Below are 18,553 nucleotides of genomic sequence, written 5' to 3' on the forward strand. Positions count from 1 at the left end.
TTATCTCTTTGATTTTTAATTTTATTTTAAATTTAAACCATAAAAACCATTGAGATTTTTAAAGCCACTGGTTTGGATGACTATTTTCACAATTATCACTGACTATTTTATTTAATGTAGTAAAGGTCTTAATAACCTCATTGGACATGGAATTATGAACGAGAAAACCCTACATTTAGATAAAAAGTCCGCAACTGCAAGTGGATTTAATCTAAGCCAAACAAAAATATTTGGCACTCCACTCCCTTTATTTTTATTTTTACTGATCACTGTATTAGCCGCTCATTTTACTGACACTTTACCTAGCGGTTTGGTGGGTGGTTTTGCTTTTATGTTTGTCATCGGCGCAATATTTGGCGAAGTTGGCAAACGTCTACCGATTTTTAATAAATACATCGGCGGTGCGCCGGTAATGATTTTCTTGGTTGCCGCTTGGTTCGTGCATATGGGCTGGCTCAGTGATCGCGAAATCAAAACCGTGACCGAAGTGATGGATAAGAGCAAATTCTTGGATCTGTTCATCGCAGTGCTGATCACCGGCTCAATTCTGGCGGTCAACCGTAAACTGCTGATCCGCTCTTTGGCTGGCTACATTCCAACTATTCTCGCCGCGGTAGCGGGCGCTGCGGTGTTCGGTATCGCTATCGGCCTCGTATTTGGTATCACGCCTGATCGCATCATGATGCTGTACGTGCTACCGATTATGGGCGGTGGTAATGGTGCTGGCGCTATCCCACTTTCTGAAATTTATGAGTCGGTCACGGGTGGGTCGAAAGAGCAATACTACTCGGTTGCTATCGCGATCCTGACTATCGCCAACATTGTGGCCATCGTCGCCGCAGCGGTAATCAACATCATCGGCGAAAAAATGCCTTCACTGACCGGTAATGGTGAGTTGGTACGCCGCACCCAGTTAGATGTGAGCGAAGAAGCGAAAAACCTGACAGTGACTCACCGTGAAATTGCCATCGGTTTAATGCTGGCCGCTTGTGTGTACACCTTCTCTTATGCGTTATCGAAAGAGATTTTGCCCGGTTTTGGCACCATTCAAATCCACACCTTTGCGTACATGGTGGTGATCATCGCCATCCTTAACGCGGCGGGTTTGTGCAGTGATGAAATCAAAGAAGGCGCGAAACGTCTGTCGAATTTCTTCTCAAAACAGATGCTGTGGCTATTGATGGTCGGCGTTGGTATTGCTTACACCGATCTGGCTGAAATCATCAACGCTCTTACCTTTGCCAACGTAATCATTGCTACGGTGATTGTGCTTGGTGCGATTATCGGTGCCGCTTTAGGTGGCTGGGCGATGGGCTTCTACCCTGTTGAAGCTTCGATTACGGCAGGGCTATGTATGGCAAACCGCGGCGGATCGGGCGACCTTGAAGTGCTTGCCGCCTCTAACCGTATGAGCTTGCTCTCTTACGCACAAATCTCTTCACGTCTGGGTGGCGGCATTGTGCTGGTCATCGCCAGCGTCGTATTCGGAATGTTTGTTTAACCCTTTAACCCTTGCTCCTTGGGATTATTTGGCGCGCTTAGCGCGCCTTTTTTCTCTCCGTTTTCAACCCTGTTTTTACCACTGGAAGTGACCATGCAATCAACCTCACTGTTCCTCGAAGGGATTAATTTGCTGACGCTGGGGATGGGCTTTGTGTTCATCTTTCTGATTTTCTTGGTATATGCCACGCGTGCGATGTCGCAATTGATTGTGCGTTTTGCCCCGCCGGAAGTGCCAGCCAAAACCACCAATAAAAAAGCCTCTGCCAACAAGGCCAAAGCCAACCCAAATCAAAACCAAGGTGAATTGCTCGCGGTGCTCACGGCCGCTGTCCATCACCATAAAACACAACAAAAACTATCTTAAGTGAAGGAGAAACCACAGATGACTCAGGCGATCAAACGCGTTGGTGTTACGGATGTCGTATTGCGCGATGCTCACCAATCTCTTTTTGCCACCCGTTTACGAATTGACGACATGCTGCCGATTGCGCAGCAATTAGATCAGATCGGTTATTGGTCTTTGGAATGTTGGGGAGGCGCGACCTTTGACAGCTGCATCCGCTTTTTAGGCGAAGACCCATGGCAACGTCTACGTTTACTCAAACAAGCCATGCCCAATACGCCACTGCAAATGCTGCTGCGCGGGCAAAACCTGCTCGGCTACCGTCACTATGCCGATGATGTGGTGGATACTTTTGTTGAGCGTGCGGTGAAAAACGGCATGGATGTATTTCGTGTCTTCGATGCGATGAACGATGTACGCAACATGCAACAGGCGCTGCAAGCGGTGAAAAAGATGGGCGCGCATGCGCAAGGCACGCTCTGCTACACCACCAGCCCAGTACACAATTTACAAACTTGGGTCGATGTGGCGCAGCAACTGGCTGAGCTTGGTGTCGACTCAATTGCCCTGAAAGATATGGCCGGCATTTTGACCCCGTATGCCGCTGAAGAGCTGGTGTCTACCCTGAAAAAGCAAGTGGATGTCGAGCTGCATCTGCACTGTCACTCCACCGCTGGCCTTGCCGATATGACTTTGCTTAAAGCGATTGAAGCGGGCGTGGATCGAGTGGATACCGCGATTTCCAGCATGAGTGGCACTTATGGTCATCCGGCGACCGAATCACTGGTCGCAACCTTGCAAGGCACCGGCTACGACACCGGATTGGATATCACCAAACTCGAACAGATTGCAGCTTACTTCCGTGATGTACGCAAAAAATACCACGCCTTTGAAGGCATGATGAAAGGCAGCGATGCGCGCATTTTGGTGGCTCAGGTTCCCGGCGGCATGCTGACCAACATGGAAAGCCAACTCAAACAACAAAACGCGCTGGATAAACTCGATTTAGTGCTCGAAGAGATCCCACGCGTGCGTGAAGAACTCGGCTTTTTGCCTCTGGTCACCCCTACCTCACAAATTGTCGGTACACAAGCGGTGATCAACGTGGTGCTGGGTGAGCGTTACAAAACCATCACCAAGGAAACCAGCGGTGTGCTGAAAGGGGAATACGGCAAAACGCCAGCACCGGTTAACACTGAGCTGCAAGCTCGCGTGTTGGCGGGCGCAGAAGCCATTACTTGTCGCCCTGCGGATTTGATTGCCGCCGAAATGCCAACCTTGCAAGACCGCGTATTGCAGCAAGCTAAAGAGCAGCACATCACCCTCGCCGAGAATGCGATTGATGATGTACTGACCATTGCGCTGTTTGATCAGGTAGGCTGGAAGTTTTTAGCCAACCGCCATAACCCAGAAGCCTTTGAACCTGCGCCGCAAGCAGCAAGTTCAGCCAGCACACCGAAAACGCCAACAGAAAAAAGCAAAGTACAGCCCGTGGAAAATCACGGTGTCTACACCATTACGGTGAACAACCAAAGCTATGTGGTGAAGGTGGATGAAGGCGGTGACCTGACACATGTTGCTCCCTCGCCATCAGCCAGCAATGCACCAGTACCAAGTGCAGCAGAAGGTGAAAACCTCGCCGCACCGCTCTCTGGCAACATTTGGAAAATTCATGCCTCAGCCGGTGATGAAGTGGCCGAAGGTGATGTCTTGCTGATTTTAGAAGCCATGAAGATGGAAACCGAAATTCGCGCGCCACGTGCTGGGGTGATCAGTGCCATTGAAGTCAATGAAGGCGATGCCGTACAAGTCGGCGATGCTTTGTTGGTATTGGCGTAATCAGAGGCGGAAAGTATGGAAAATATTTTAGCCATGGTGCGTGATTTTGGCCTGTTCCACCTTCAGTGGGGACAGGGCATCATGATCCTTGTTGGGTTAGTGCTGCTCTATCTTGCCATCGTCAAACGTTTCGAGCCTTTGCTGCTGGTACCCATAGGTTTTGGGGGAATTTTATCTAACCTGCCTGATGCTGGGCTTGCCATGTCAGCCATCGAAAATGCCGTGTATGCGGCCAAACCGGAAGTGATGACGGCGTTTTCAGAAGTGCTGCAACTCAGCTCCTACATGCCTGCAGACATCAAGCAAGCCTTGAGCAGCGCAACGCCACTGCAGATGACCACCTTGCACCTGCTTGCTGAGCAGTACCAATACAGTGATGGCATGCTGTATCTGTTTTACAGCATTGCGATTGCCTCTGGCGCTGGCCCGTTAATCATCTTTATGGGCGTAGGCGCGATGACCGATTTTGGTCCTCTGCTCGCCAACCCTAAAACCTTACTGCTCGGCGCGGCGGCTCAGTTTGGTATTTTCACTACCGTATTGGGCGCGTTGGCATTAAGCAGTTTAGGAGTGATGGATTTTAGCGTGGCGCAAGCGGCGGCGATTGGCATCATTGGCGGTGCTGATGGCCCAACCGCGATATACGTATCGAGCATGCTCGCACCAGAATTGTTGGGAGCGATTGCGGTCGCCGCCTACTCCTACATGGCGTTAGTGCCTATGATTCAGCCGCCGATCATGCGTGCGCTGACCACACAAGAAGAGCGCAAAATTCAGATGCAGCAGCTGCGTCAGGTGCACAAGCTGGAAAAAATCGGCTTTCCGCTCCTACTGCTGATCTTGATTGCTCTCTTGCTGCCTTCGGCAACGCCACTGCTCGGCATGTTCTGCTTTGGTAACTTGATGCGCGAATGTGGCGTGGTGGAGCGTTTATCCGACACAGCGCAAAACGCCCTCATCAACATAGTGACCATTTTCCTTGGCTTGTCCGTCGGCTCCAAGCTGATGGCAGATAAGTTCCTGCAGCCACAAACCATCGGCATTTTGGTGCTCGGTATTGTGGCGTTTTGTGTCGGCACCGCAGCTGGGGTGTTGATGGCGAAACTGATGAACCGTTTCTCGACCACCAAACTCAATCCGCTGATTGGTTCTGCTGGGGTTTCTGCCGTGCCAATGGCCGCGCGCGTCTCCAACAAGGTCGGGCTTGAAGCCAATGCGCAGAACTTTTTGCTGATGCATGCCATGGGTCCCAACGTCGCGGGGGTGATTGGCTCTGCGGTCGCCGCTGGGGTAATGATCAAATATGTGATGGGCTAAACATAATTGGTTGGGGTTTCTTAGACCCCAATCAATAAGCCTCCTTTATAGCAAGGATAGACTCGCCGGCATGAACATATCCCTCACGCAATTTTTACACACCAAAGTCTGCCAGACGCTTTCGTTTCAACAGAGGGTCGGCGCTCTGTTGGTGGCTATGGTGGTGATCCAGCTTTCGCTGGTGGCCGGCTTTTTTCATCAAACCTTAAGTGAAACCTTAGAAGATCAGATCAGTACCAAAGCGCTAATTCAAGCGCGTGAGATTGCGACCGATCCCAATCTCATTGTGCTGATCCAACAAAATCGGCTTGCTGAAGTGCAGGCCAAAATCGATCGTTTACAACGCATCTCGGATGCCAATTTTATTGTGATTGGCGATGCCAATGGCATTCGCATCGCGCATCCGGATGAGCAAAAAATCGGCTTACCGATGCAAGGAGGAGACAGTATTCGCGCATTAAAAGAGGGCGAATATTACACCTCAACTCAAAAAGGCAGCCTAGGTTGGGCAATTCGAGGCAAAGCCGCGATTGTTGCCCCTTCGGGAGAGATCCTCGGCGTGGTTTCTGTTGGCTACCTGCTCGATAACATCAGCAGTTGGCTGCGGGTTTACTCCTACCCAGTGATTTTCACTGTGCTGCTTTTAATGCTGCTTTCTGCGCTCGGCGCTTGGATCTTTACCCGCCATATCAAACAGCAGATGTTCAATATGGAGCCGGAAGAGATCGCCATGAACCTCAACCTACAGCAGTCGATTTTACAAAGTGTGTATGAAGGTATCGTCGCGATCAGCTTGAAAGGGGAAATCCTGTCCGTCAATGCTAAGGCACTGAATATTTTGGGCATTGCCCATCAGCCGACTCATTTGATTGGGCGTAATGTTCAAGAGTTCATCACTCCAACCTGCTTTTTTATGGGCGCAAGCCCGTTTGGCAAGTTGGCGCAGCAAAACCGTGTCAGCCAGCAAGATGAACTGATCAGCTGTAATGGTGAAACCTTGGTCGCGAATCGGGTACCGATCAATTCTGGGCAGCAACAAATCGGCTGGGTGGTCAGTTTTCGTCGCCGCAATGATTTCAACACGCTCACCTCGCAGCTCACCCAGATCCGTCAACATAACGATAATTTGCGCGTGATGAGTCACGAGTTTGCCAACCGCCTCTCGACCATCGGCGGCTTAATTCAAATCGGTGCGTATGACGAAGCAGTGAAAACCATCCGCCGCGAAACGGCAGAGCAGCAACAGCTGATCGATTTCATCGCCCAAACTTTTCACCCGAAAGTAATCGCGGGGTTACTGCTGGGGAAATACAGCCGCGCCAAAGAGTTAGGGCTGTGCTTGGAGTTCGATCCGCTATCGCATCTACACCAAGAGCCGCAGTGCATGACCTCAGATGAACTGGCGGCGGTACTTGGCAATCTGCTGGATAACGCGTTTGAAGCTACGCTAAAAAATCCACACAGCAATAAAACCATTTCTCTGCTGCTAACCGATAACGGTGAGGAGTTGGTGATTGAAGTGGCGGACAACGGCATCGGGATCTCGGCCGACATCGCCCAAACTTTGTTTCTCAAGGGAGTGAGTAGCAAAAACCAAGAAGGACACGGTATCGGACTTTACCTTGTCCATCAATTTGTCACTCAGGCTCATGGATCGATTCTTATCGACAGTGCGGAGCCGCAAGGGACTATTTTTTCTATTTTTATTCCCAATAGACCCAACACGCTTGCAGTGGAAAACCTTCCAGAGCTTGCCGAACGGGCATAAGAAGAGTTTGATTATGATGGAATTAATCGACGTATTGATCGTAGAGGATGAAACGAGCATTGCTGACGTGCACAGCTTTTATCTCAAACAAACCGCCCGCTTTCGCCCCGTCGGCGTGGCACAAAGTATCAACGAAGCGCGCAATATGGTGCGCATTCTCAAACCTAAACTGATTTTCTTGGATAACTACCTGCCCGATGGTCGTGGCATTGAGTTTTTGAAAGAGTTAACCCATCAACCGCAAGCGCCGGATGTCATTTTTATCACCGCCGCTTCGGATATGGAGACCGTGCGCGAAGCCGTACGCTGCGGGGTTTTTGATTACCTGTTAAAACCGATCGCCTACGATCGAGTACAAAACTCGCTGGAACGGTATCTGAAATACATCAGCTCGCTGCGCGCCAATGACAGTGTGAATCAACGACACGTCGATGAGCTATTTAATTTTCAAGCCAAAACCGAGCAGCTTGATGGGTTGCCGAAAGGGATTGATGAACTGACCTTAATCAAAATCCAAGAGATTTATCACCATGAACCGCAAGCGGCCTACACTGCAGAATTGTTAGGACAAGCGATTGGGATCAGCAAAACCACGGCCAGACGTTATTTGGAATATTGTGTGGCCAGTGGTTTTCTGGAGGCCTGTATTCAGCATGGCCGGGTGGGTCGTCCCGAACGACTTTATCAAAAGCGCTAGCCCACCCAGCATGCCGAATGCATCAAGCATGAGTTACAAAGTGTAGTGAAAGGGGATCACTTCGGTGCTCTCCCCTATTTCCAACACCCCTTCTAAGTTGTTACTGTGACACTGACAAAGTGGGATCACAAATACCCCTTCTTCATCTTTATCACGTTTCACCAACATCGCCTGCGACGACGGAATTAAACAGTTGATTTCCGCACAAAACGCTTGGCTATCTCGGCTAAAGTGCTGCCAATAGGCCAACCAATTTTCTCGCGCTTGGGCAGAAGCCAAATCTCTAGAAACTTTTCTTACTAACATCGCATCACCACTGTGGCTATTGAGTCGCCCTATTACAATGGATTTCGACTCCGCTAAGCATGAAGCGATTCAAAGTTCGCCGTAGCGATAAAAATCTTATTGGTTTTTATGGCGTTATCTTGCTAACACCACACAACCCTTACCGATTTTGTGCTTAATGAATGTAACGGAAAATCGTGCGATTAATGCCTAGCGCCTCACCCAACCAGCGGATCTGGTCATCTTGATGGTCATAAGCATCATCGCCCGATACCGGATGAATGAGCACACTCAGCGCACCGCGATTCGCCTCTAACCACTCGATAAGCCCATACTGATTATCGCGAAAATGCAGTTCAAACATCGGCTTAACATGCGGGCCAACACGGCGTGGCACTAGGCCAAATAACGCGATCACATCACGGCGTTCACGGGCAATCTGTTGGCGAAAACGTTCAGCGACGATCGCTTGGTCTGGATCAAAATAAACATGAGCATGAAACATAGTAACTCCTTAGGAGAGAACAACAGGACGAGGTCAGCATAGCGCTACATTAAGCACAATATCAGCAGGCGAATTTGCACAATAAGGTCGATTTCTTCGAACGAGAGTGCAAAACACACCGCCCCTATAGCGCAGAATCGCGATCGGTTTGGCTAACCTGCACCGGAATTTGCTTTTGCAACCACTGGCAAAAAACTTGCGTCGCGTCAGTGGCTTGGTGAGTAATCAAAAAGTAGCCAGCCTTGGCTCGAATGGGAGCAAAGGGGGTAACCAAACGCCCTGTATCGAGTTCGTTTGAAAGTAAGGCAGTACGCGCCATTGCAATCCCCACTCCGGCCTCTGCAGCAGACATCGCCATATCCGTGCGGTTGAAATAGTGATCACGCCGCTCAGGCAAGGTAATACCCATTTGCTGAGCCCAGTAGTGCCACTCTTGGTCGCGTGCTGCATTCGCCCATGGCATCGCATCATGCAGTAGCACGACCTGCTGCCAATTTTCTGCGTTTGCCCAATCCTGCTGTAACCAAGAATGGGCTGCGAGATAGTTCGTGCTCATCACGGGCAATAACCACTCCTCCATCAATAACTGCGCTTCTCGCCGCGGATAAGGTAACGCGCCATAATCAATCGCCAGATCGTAATCACGCCGCTCACTATCCACCAACGCGCCTTCCGCGAACGTCTGAATCTGAATTTCCGGATGACGGCGATAAAAGTCCTCTAGCCGCGGAACCAACCACTTAAACGCAAATGACGGTGTCAGTTTCAGCCGGATCTCTTTTCGCTCCGTTGATGGCACTAAACTGTGAATTGTCTGTTCAATATCTTGATAGCTACGTTGCACCGTCGTCAGTAGGATTCGTCCAGCCTCAGTTAAACGTACCCCGCGAGAATGCCGTTCAAATAAGCTAAAACCCAGCTGCGCTTCCAACTGCAACATTTGTTGGCTTATCGCCCCCGTGGTGAGATGGAGAGCCGCAGCAGCTAAGCTAAAGCTGGAGTATTGAGCTACCTGCATAAAAGTATGCAAACTGGCAACTTGCTGGCTTTTTAACATGGACTTGCTTTTAGTTTTACTAAAGGGTGGTGATAATTTTTATCGATTGTTAATGAAAAGTAAACCTCCGACACTGAGCCGAAAATGAAGCAAGGAGTCAATGATGGAAGTTTTGGTTTTAGGCAGTGGTGTGGTCGGATTAACCAGTGCTTGGTATCTTGCGCAAGCTGGCCATGATGTCACCGTCGTCGATCGCCAACCACGTAGCGCCGAAGAAACCAGCTTTGCAAACGCAGGGCAAATCTCCTATGGCTACTCTTCCCCTTGGGCTGCGCCGGGCATTCCGCAAAAAGCCCTGAAATGGATGCTAGAAGAACACGCGCCACTCAAAATTCAGCCCTCGCTTGATCCTGCATTACTGAGCTGGATGGGAAAAATGCTGCTCAACTGCCAACTGTCGCGCTACCAAGTTAATAAATCTCGGATGTTGGCGATTGCCAACCACAGCCGTGAGTGTTTAAAAGCACTCAATCAAACCTATTCGCTCGATTACCAAGGCCGCCAACGCGGCACTTTACAAGTATTTCGTGATGAAAAGCAGTTAGCTGCGATTGAAAAAGACATGCAGCTTCTGGCGCAAAGTGGCGTACGTTTTGAATTGCTGAATGTCGCCCAGTGTCTGATTCATGAACCGGGGCTCGCCCCAGTGCAGAAAAAATTGGTGGGTGGTCTATGGCTACCGGATGACGAAACAGGCGATTGTTACTTGTTTTGCCAACAGCTAACCGAACTTGCCAAGCAACAAGGTGTGCGTTTTCACTTTGATTGCCACATCCAACAATTGGTTAATGAAGGCAAAAAGATCATCGGTGTCCAAACCGATTTAGGCTTGCTCAAAGCAGATGCTTATGTGATGGCTCTGGGCAGTTATTCAACCCCGTTACTCAAACCGCTCGGCATTGATATTCCTGTCTATCCAGTAAAAGGATACTCGCTAACCTTACCGATTATTGATGAAAAATTTGCGCCGCAATCGACCGTGATGGATGAAACTTATAAGGTTGCGCTGACTCGCTTTGCCGATCGGATCCGCGTAGCGGGAACGGCAGAGCTAGCCGGTTTTGATCCTGCGATTCCAGAAGCACGTAAAGCGACGATTGAAATGGTCGCGCGTGATTTGTTTCCGCACGGAGGGGATTTTGCGCAAGGGCAATTCTGGACCGGCTTTCGCCCGATGACACCCGATGGCACACCAATCATCGGTGCCACTCCGTATACCAACCTCTATACCAACACTGGGCATGGCACACTGGGATGGACGATGGCTTGCGGCTCCGCCAGTATTCTGGCCGATGTGATCACTCAGGGCGAAAGCACACTGAGCCGATTAGGACTAGATCTGTTCCGTTATCCAAAAGCATCCTAAATGCGCGGCTTTTTGGCTCTGCCTGCAGAAGCATGGCAGAGCCATTTCTCGCAGTCAGCATGCCTGTAGTCTACAGTGTAAAACTTCAAAAAACCGAATAAATGTTGGTCATTTCTTATTGAATCTCAACAGACTTAACCAAAGCATAAAATTTTTATCTAGCACACATCGCCCACCAGATTGACCAAAAATTCACCACTTCATCCAATACTCAGTCCGTTGTACAGCAAATAAACAGTTTTTGTGTTCAGCGTCACGCATCCATTCTTTGCCAGATAAAAGAATTAACATTTGAGTTACAAAAAGATTAATATACCGAACACACAACAGACACAATAAACACAACAACTCATTTACAGGGAAACTACTTATGCAGTCATTTGTTGATTTTCTGAATGGAATCATCTGGAGTCCGGCGCTGATTTATCTCTGCCTTGGCGCTGGTTTGTTTTATTCCATTCTGACTCGTTTTGTACAGGTTCGTCACTTCTTCGAAATGTGGCGCCTACTTCTGAATAATAAAGAATCCTCAAAAGGGATCTCCTCTTTCCAAGCACTCGCCGTATCACTTTCTGGTCGCGTGGGTACGGGTAACATTGCCGGCGTTGCAGCCGCTATCGGTTTCGGTGGCCCTGGTGCTGTATTCTGGATGTGGACCGTTGCCTTTTTTGGCGCTGCTACCGCGTATGCAGAATCGACTCTGGCTCAGATTTATAAGGAAGAAGACAACGGTGAATTCCGTGGTGGCCCAGCTTACTACATCGAAAAAGCCATGGGGCAAAAATGGTATGCGTGGATCTTCGCGATTGCGACCATCTTTGCTTGTGGTGTGCTATTACCGGGCGTGCAATCCAACAGTATCGGCAACGCCGTTGAGTCAGCATTTGGCTCGGGCCCAATGATTGAAACCGCTATCGGTACCTTTAGTTTCGCCAAAATTTTCACCGGTACAGTGGTTTCTATCCTGCTCGGCTTCATTATTTTTGGTGGCGTAAAACGTATCGCAAGCTTCACTCAGATCGTCGTTCCGTTTATGGCGCTGGCCTACATCATCACTGCGTTCGTGATCATTCTGCTCAACATCGGTGAAGTTCCACGCATTATTGCGATGATCGTCGGCGATGCATTCTCGCCGATGGCAGGTGTAGGTGCGGCGATTGGTTGGGGGGTAAAACGTGGGGTTTACTCTAACGAAGCTGGTCAAGGTACTGGCCCACATGCAGCGGCAGCGGCAAGTGTGGAACACCCAGCCCAACAAGGCTTAGTGCAATCTTTCTCTATCTACATTGATACCTTGATGGTCTGTTCAGCCACCGCGTTCATGATTTTGATCACGGGTGCCTACAACGTACACGGTGCAGCTGAAGGTATGTTCCTTGTGCAAAACCTGCCAGCGGACATCATTGCCAGCAGCCCAGCCTTTACCCAAATTGCGGTGGATAGCGCCCTACCCGGCATTGGTAAACCGTTCGTGGCGTTTGCGCTGTTCTTCTTCGCTTTTACTACAATTTTGGCTTACTACTACATCGCCGAAACTAACGTGGCCTATATCCGCCGTACCTTCAAAGTCGATGGCTTGATGTTTGTGCTCAAAATCGTGCTCATGGCCGCCGTGTTCTACGGTACGGTCAAAACCGCCAACTTGGCGTGGGCTTTAGGTGATGTAGGCGTCGGCTTGATGGCGTGGCTCAACATCGTCGGCATCATCATCATCTTCTTTATGTCTAAGCCAACCATGGCTGCACTGAAAGATTATGAAGATCAGCAAAAACAAGGCGTGACCGAATTTACCTTCAACCCAGTGAAACTTGGCATCAAAGGTGCGACGTACTGGGAAGGAAAATACCTTCGCAAAACGGGCAAAGCCCCAACCGCGGAAGTGAAAGAGACCCAAAGGGTAGAGCAAACTAGCTCACTATAAGAAAAAGCAGTGAACACAACATAAATAAGCCAAAGGGTTAGCAGATGCTAACCCTTTATTTTTCGACTTAAGGTGAACGTTACTTCGTTTTCGGTTCGATAATATTGAACCAGAATTCGAAGTTATCTAGCATTCCGGCAATATCGGTCAGCGCTTTTGCGTTGCCTTCTATCGTCGCTTTGCCTTCTTTGGCTAACTGTTGAATGGTAGTTTTGCCCATCAGCACCTGATTCAATTCAGAACGATTCAGCGTCAGTGTCATATCTGGCTTATCCGATTGAATACCTTTTAAGTTATTCAAATGGGCGTTTTCCAGTTCAACCAAGAATTTCTCATTCACATCCGGCAGAACAAAGTTGATGGTGTAATCCACACCCGCAGCTTTATCGCCATTGAGACGTACACCGAGATAATCAAGGAACAGTTCGGTATCCATCGCCACCACCATATCCGCACTAGCCGTTTTCGTCGCTGAGACGGTTGGTAGACCATTGCGCAGTTCATAAGCCCCCATCAAATAGGTGTTACGCTCACCAGCAGATTCACTCTGGTAGCCCAGTTGCTCCAAGCAATCCGCCTGTAAGTAACGAGCTTGTTTATTGCTCGGCTCGGCAAACACGGCTTTATCGACAATCTCCGCACACCAACGGTACTCACCTTGATCAAACGCAGCCTGCCCTTGCTTGAGAACATTGGCCATGCCGCCCATTGCCGCCACGTATTTCGGTGCCGCATCGGTCGGTGATAGCGGGCGCAAGGTCGCAGGGTTCATATCAAAGTAACCCAGATATTTGTTGATCACCGCTTTGGCATTGCGATGGTAACTGCCGTGATAACCGCGGTTATACCATTCTTTGGCGAGCACATCAGGAACATGGAATTCATCCTGAATCTCATTGATGGTGACGCCATGGTTAGCCAAACGCAGCGCCTGATCGTTAATGTAACCGTACATATCACGCTGTTTACGTAGGAAATAGTTGATGTTGTCATTACCCCAACGTGGCCAAGAATGTGAAGCGAACATCACATCCGCCTTTTTCGCGTACCTATGAATCGATTGGTTGATGTATTTACTCCATGCTTGTGCATCACGCACTTCCGCACCACGCAGAGTGTAGACGTTGTGTAAACCACCAACTGTGTTTTCTGCCATCCACAAGGCTTTAAACTGTGGGAAGTAGGTGTTCATTTCCGCTGGCGATTCGGTTCCTGGCGTGTTCTGGAACTCCATGGTTACGCCATCGATCACCAACGTTTCCGTTTGCTCAGTGATCACTTTCGTTGGTGCAATTAGGCTCACTTCACCTTGTGCTACGTTTTTACCAATCGCCGCATCAACTTGCCCCGTAGCCCCTTTCAGCAACACGTTACCATATTGGTACGTGGTACGACGCGACATGGCGTTCCCCGCCAATACGTTCTCTGCAACTGCATGCTCTAAGAAACCTTTTGGTGCGATGATCGGCACTTCACCACGATCAACTTGCTCTTGGTTCACAATCCCTTTCACGCCGCCAAAATGGTCAGCATGCGCATGACTGTACACCACGGCTTTTACTGGACGCTCACCTAACTCTTGATTAACAAAATCCAGAGCGGCTTTTGATGTCGCAGGAACCGTCAGTGGATCAAACACAATCCAACCGGTATCCCCTTTCACAAAGGTGATGTTAGCCAAATCGTAACCACGCACCTGATAAATGCGATCCGTCACTTTATACAAACCGTGGTGCATATTGAGTTGAGCTTGGCGTTGTAAGCTTGGGTGAATACTGTCGTAGTCACGGCCATCCAATAGGAAGCTGTAATTACCTAATTCCCAAACCACTTTGCCGGTTGCATCTTTAATTTTGAGATCTTTTTGCTGTGCGATCAGACCTTTCTCAACCAGTTTGAAATCTTCTTGATCCGCAAAGGGCAGTGTGCTGCGCAGCTCTTCAGCAAAAGCCTGTGTGGTTGCACTCGGCGCTTTGGTTTCTGCAGTAAAAGAATGGGCTAAAACCGGTGCTGAGGTGGCAACCAATACAGCCAACAAGGTAGGTTTACAGACTGTTTTCATTGGATATCTCTCTTTCTTAGTCATTAGGGAACAGGGACAAGAATATGAGAGAAATTGCTGTAGAACGATTCGCCAAACGATAATCAATAGTTAAGCATTACTTAACTATCAACAGAGAACAGCCTCAATTTGCTCGCGCAACCAGATCAAGCCTTTGTCTTGTTGTTTGGCTTTGTGCCAACAGATAAACGTTGGAACAGCGCGAATTTCAAACGGTAACGGCTGAATAAATAACCCCAATTTTTCTGCCCACATATCCGCCAAGCGCTTAGGAGTAAAACACAGGAGATCCGTCACCGATGCGGTCGCCATAAGGTTCAACATTGAATCACTTTGATAATGGACTCTACGCGCTGGCAGTGCTTGATCCACCAAGCTGGAAAACAAATAGTTCCCAAAACGGCGACTGGTTAATGCCGTGTGTTTTTCAGCGAAAAATTGCTCAAAGCTCAAGGAGCTCCCTAGCCGAGGATGATTTTTGGAGTACACCACAACTAAAGCCTCCTCGGTGATCTGAGTGGTAATAATAGAAGGATGGCTGATGGGGAGTGAGGCTAAAAATAGATCGGCTTCTCGCTCGCTCAGTACCTGACTGGGTGTGAAATGGTCATCTTCATAGGATTTTAAATTGACCGTGATATGCGGAGCGATGTCGCTGATTTTTTGCAGCAGTTGCGGCAACACGACCAAATCAAAATACGCCTGTCCACCAATGATAAATTCGCGAGTGCTGGTTGCAGGGTCAAAACTCGCGTCTGCTTCAAGTCCAAAACGAATCGCACTTAAACCTTCAGAAATGTGTTTGTGCATATTGAGTGCGTGCTGAGTTGGCTGCAATCCACGCCCTTGCCGGACAAACAAAGGCTCCCCCACCTGTTCACGTAAACGAGCCAAATTTTGGCTAACCGCGGCTGAAGTCATGTTCAACTTTTCTGCCGATCTGTTCACCGAGCCTAGCGTCATCACAGCATCAAACACTGTCAGTAGGTTTAGGTCGTAATCTCGCAGCATTATCTCATCCGTTTTTATCCTGATCACACTTGAGCGATCTTACTCGATCTCACTTCACCCTGCCCTGCAACTTTGTGACGTCTTGCTACTGAGTTAACTTTTTAATCGGCTTGGTTCACTCACCCAACACGTAGCAACGTAGCGTGGACTCACGGGTAACAAAGCAAAAAAAAGGGCTAGCCGATGGCTAACCCTTTATACGTTCCCAGAATATCAACTTATGCTGCAAGCTCTTGTGCTTTAACAGGCTGTACGCGCTTTTCGCCGATAGGCAGAACAACACGACCGTATTCATTGTTCAGCACTTGTGCCATCGCAAAGTAGATTGCGCTTGCACCACAGAAAATGCCTTCAAAACCAGCAATTGTGCCAATCAGTTCGCTACCAGTGAAATCACGAGCAGCCAGCAGAGCAAACAAAATAGTCAGTGAACCGAATACCACTTGCTTGGCAGTTGGGTAGCACAGAGAACCAATGAACATAAAACCAGTGAAGATACCCCACAGAGCTAAGTACCAACCCATGAAAGGCGCTGGGCTTGCAGGCAGCCCCATGTGTGGCATTACGATCAAGCCAACCAGCGTCAACCAGAACAGACCGTAAGAAGTAAATGCCGTTGTACCGAAGGTGTCACCACGCTTAAAGCACATGATGCCGACGATAACTTGACTCAGACCGCCGTAAAAAATACCCATCGCCAGAATCATCGAGTCGATTGGGAAAAAACCTGCGTTATGGATATTAAGCAGAATGGTGGTCATACCGAAACCCATCAGACCGAGTGGTGCTGGGTTGGCTAGCTTAGTGGACATGTGAACTTACCTTCAGAGTGTGAATTCAAAAATGTTTGTAAAAATTACGCGCGGATTTTAATTAACGTACAGACAAAAGAAAAAAGATCTTATTGGAAACTTAGATTGTTGAAATGATTAGTTACAGGTGCGAATAAAAAATCGCCCAACCGAAGTTGAGCGATTAAATAAATCATTTAAATACAAATAATTAGCAAGAAACCTTATCCCAAAACCAATTTGTTTGGGTTGGTGACTCCCAAACTCCGGGACCATTCTTTGCAATAAAACACTGACCGTTGAAGGTGACTTTGTCACCATTTGCCACCTTAGTAATCCCTGGTTGCCACACAATGGCATCTGTAGGTACGGGCTCTGTCGGTGGAATCGGAGTCGGTGTTGTGGGCTCTGTTGGTGGCACTGGATTGGTCGGTGGTACAGGATCCGTTGGCGGAACAGGATTGGTCGGAGGGGTTGCTTCACCAGAAACCAATGCCCAAGGGCCACCTAAAGTAGGATCATTACCTTGCGTCCACCACTTAGCTTGGTAGATTGCGCCTTTGTAACTGACCTTATCACCATTGTTGTATACCTTTCCGGCATCCCAAGCGGATACGCCACCCGCGGGAGGATCTGTCGGATCGGTAGGTAATGGATCGAGTTTTTCTACTACGCGGACTTTCGGCCAACTCGCGTGAGAACCATACAAGTTTGTCACACATTTCTCGTAATCCCCTTTCACTAAAGCGGAATAAGCGGTTTGGAAACCGACCAACTCACACTCAAACGAGTAACCACCCGGACGATCTGGGTAATATTTCCAGTTACCATCCCAGTTGGTGTAAAGCACATCGGTCGCACCATTAAGGTTTAAACTGCCGTAGGGCAATTGCTGCCAGCAAGTGTTCTTCTCATCCGCTTCGATCGGAATTTGATAATGCGCCGCTAAGCCTTCCCAGTAACGAATACGGTTAACCGGCTGACCTTTGTCTTTGTTCTGCTCGCCGCACTCAATACCACCGTTAATGATATTGATCGTGGTACCGAAACCGTAACCAATCCCTGCATCAATTTCACGTTGTGAAGGAACCCAAGTACGATCGATCACGTGTAACATCGCCGGTTTCGGTGCTTGCGGAGTCAGGAAAAACCAGATTGCAGAGGCAAGGTTCAACCATGAATCCGCCACTAAACCGGGGTTATTGAGTAATACGGTGGCATCACCATCAAACATGGCTTCAGAGAAAGCACCATAGTTAAAGTGGTAAGAAAGCTGTTTTGCCCCCCGACCAAAATATCCCTGCCCTGTTGCACAAGGCCACTTCTTATTCTGCCAATCATTCTGACCACACCCCGTGGTATAGCCTGCTTGCCCTTCAGACCAGCCCATTTCCCGCACATGCACTAAAGCTTGTTGCCACTCTTCCAAAGCTAATGGGTTATCGGAAATGTTGTCTTTTGCAATATGCCCACCAGTTTCTTGAGAAAAGTGAGCAAACGCCGTCACGATGGATTTTTTACAAATCGCATCAGAATTACGGCCATCGGTATACTCTGCACAAAACGCAGGGAATTTACCTATCGCGCGTAAAAAACGGGTATAGGTGTATTCCGGTGCCGCCATATTGGTAAGGAAATTCCACTCTGATTCAGGAAATACGCGCTCAACGCGTTTCACATTATCAGGGTTTGTCGCCAGTCCCGGTTCAATCGCATCAACAATCGCATTGGAACGCGTAGCTAAGGCATTTGACCAAACTGAGTACATTGGATTGGCTGTTTTAGCTTGTTCAGCCGCGACAATATCGGCTTTAGCCACCACATATCCACCAGAATTTTGTGGATCAGGTTGAATATTCATGGCGGCATGCACAGGCAAAGCGCATGCCACCGCAACCCACCATGCTGTGTGTTTGAGTTTAAACATTGACGAAAGTCCTTCTCTCAACTTGATAATCCATTTGAGAGTAGGCTTATTGAGCACTAATTTAATAGGGAAAAATAAGAAAGAATCTAGAATTGCGAGCCATTTCAGGACGATGTAAATCGTACGCCTGCGGTCTACACCCAGTTTTTGAACAGAAATAC

At 48.7% G+C, this 18,553-nt stretch carries 14 protein-coding genes and 1 pseudogene; 8 read left to right on the plus strand and 7 right to left on the minus strand.

All coding sequences use genetic code 11. From position 1 onward, the window contains the following. The first annotated feature begins 154 nt into the window (after positions 1-154). The 6 genes and pseudogenes from citS to EPB59_RS08945 all read left to right on the plus strand — a co-directional run bounded on the left by citS (position 155) and on the right by EPB59_RS08945 (position 7,467). Positions 155-1,501, plus strand: coding sequence for a citrate/sodium symporter CitS (gene citS, locus EPB59_RS08920; protein WP_055032044.1), 1,347 nt, complete (start codon positions 155-157; stop codon positions 1,499-1,501). Further along, a pseudogene (locus tag EPB59_RS08925) lies at positions 1,494-1,867 on the plus strand (OadG family protein). The gene citS and the pseudogene EPB59_RS08925 overlap by 8 nt, the downstream one beginning before the upstream one ends. A gap of 18 nt (positions 1,868-1,885) precedes the next feature. After that, the gene (oadA, locus tag EPB59_RS08930; protein ID WP_154172410.1) at positions 1,886-3,685 is read left to right on the plus strand and encodes a sodium-extruding oxaloacetate decarboxylase subunit alpha; all 1,800 of its coding nucleotides are present in this window, start codon (positions 1,886-1,888) and stop codon (positions 3,683-3,685) included. A 15-nt stretch (positions 3,686-3,700) separates the two neighbouring features. Then, a complete protein-coding gene (locus tag EPB59_RS08935; protein ID WP_000427751.1) occupies positions 3,701-5,002 on the plus strand; it encodes a sodium ion-translocating decarboxylase subunit beta in 1,302 nt (433 codons plus the stop codon). Positions 5,003-5,072: 70 nt separating this feature from the next. Continuing rightward, on the plus strand, positions 5,073-6,770 hold the full coding sequence (locus EPB59_RS08940) for an ATP-binding protein (RefSeq protein WP_154172412.1): 1,698 nt from the start codon (positions 5,073-5,075) through the stop codon (positions 6,768-6,770). 13 nt (positions 6,771-6,783) lie between these two features. After that, positions 6,784-7,467: a response regulator gene (locus tag EPB59_RS08945; RefSeq protein WP_000970288.1), complete on the plus strand. Its 684-nt coding sequence runs from the start codon at positions 6,784-6,786 to the stop codon at positions 7,465-7,467. Positions 7,468-7,500: 33 nt separating this feature from the next. On the opposite strand, the gene EPB59_RS08950 is transcribed toward EPB59_RS08945, so the two are convergent. From EPB59_RS08950 to EPB59_RS08960, 3 genes are all read right to left on the minus strand, one after another. Continuing rightward, positions 7,501-7,773 (minus strand): hypothetical protein, encoded by a 273-nt coding sequence (locus EPB59_RS08950; RefSeq protein ID WP_055044121.1) that lies wholly within the window; start codon positions 7,771-7,773, stop codon positions 7,501-7,503. Positions 7,774-7,927: 154 nt separating this feature from the next. Next, positions 7,928-8,257 (minus strand): DOPA 4,5-dioxygenase family protein, encoded by a 330-nt coding sequence (locus tag EPB59_RS08955; protein WP_000468219.1) that lies wholly within the window; start codon positions 8,255-8,257, stop codon positions 7,928-7,930. A 124-nt stretch (positions 8,258-8,381) separates the two neighbouring features. Further along, positions 8,382-9,314: a LysR substrate-binding domain-containing protein gene (locus EPB59_RS08960; RefSeq protein ID WP_154172414.1), complete on the minus strand. Its 933-nt coding sequence runs from the start codon at positions 9,312-9,314 to the stop codon at positions 8,382-8,384. Positions 9,315-9,417: 103 nt separating this feature from the next. Between EPB59_RS08960 and EPB59_RS08965 the strand changes: the two genes are divergently transcribed. Both EPB59_RS08965 and EPB59_RS08970 read left to right on the plus strand, forming a co-directional pair. Further along, positions 9,418-10,680, plus strand: coding sequence for a D-amino acid dehydrogenase (locus tag EPB59_RS08965; RefSeq protein ID WP_195706969.1), 1,263 nt, complete (start codon positions 9,418-9,420; stop codon positions 10,678-10,680). A 370-nt stretch (positions 10,681-11,050) separates the two neighbouring features. Further along, entirely contained in the window at positions 11,051-12,601 is a 1,551-nt protein-coding gene (locus EPB59_RS08970) for an alanine/glycine:cation symporter family protein (protein WP_055051544.1), read from the plus strand. A gap of 79 nt (positions 12,602-12,680) precedes the next feature. Here the strand turns inward: EPB59_RS08970 and EPB59_RS08975 are convergent, their stop codons facing one another. From EPB59_RS08975 to EPB59_RS08990, 4 genes are all read right to left on the minus strand, one after another. Beyond that, positions 12,681-14,663 (minus strand): alkyl/aryl-sulfatase, encoded by a 1,983-nt coding sequence (locus EPB59_RS08975; RefSeq protein ID WP_154172418.1) that lies wholly within the window; start codon positions 14,661-14,663, stop codon positions 12,681-12,683. Positions 14,664-14,771: 108 nt separating this feature from the next. Next, complete coding sequence (locus EPB59_RS08980) at positions 14,772-15,674, minus strand: LysR family transcriptional regulator (RefSeq protein ID WP_154172420.1); 903 nt, start codon at positions 15,672-15,674, stop codon at positions 14,772-14,774. Positions 15,675-15,892: 218 nt separating this feature from the next. Next, the gene (locus EPB59_RS08985; RefSeq protein WP_000104914.1) at positions 15,893-16,486 is read right to left on the minus strand and encodes an acetate uptake transporter; all 594 of its coding nucleotides are present in this window, start codon (positions 16,484-16,486) and stop codon (positions 15,893-15,895) included. Between the two features lie 190 nt (positions 16,487-16,676). Continuing rightward, on the minus strand, positions 16,677-18,392 hold the full coding sequence (locus tag EPB59_RS08990; RefSeq protein ID WP_154172422.1) for a chitinase: 1,716 nt from the start codon (positions 18,390-18,392) through the stop codon (positions 16,677-16,679). Positions 18,393-18,553: the final 161 nt, after the last annotated feature.

The organism is Vibrio metoecus, assembly GCF_009665255.1.
GTDB lineage: Bacteria > Pseudomonadota > Gammaproteobacteria > Enterobacterales > Vibrionaceae > Vibrio > Vibrio metoecus_B.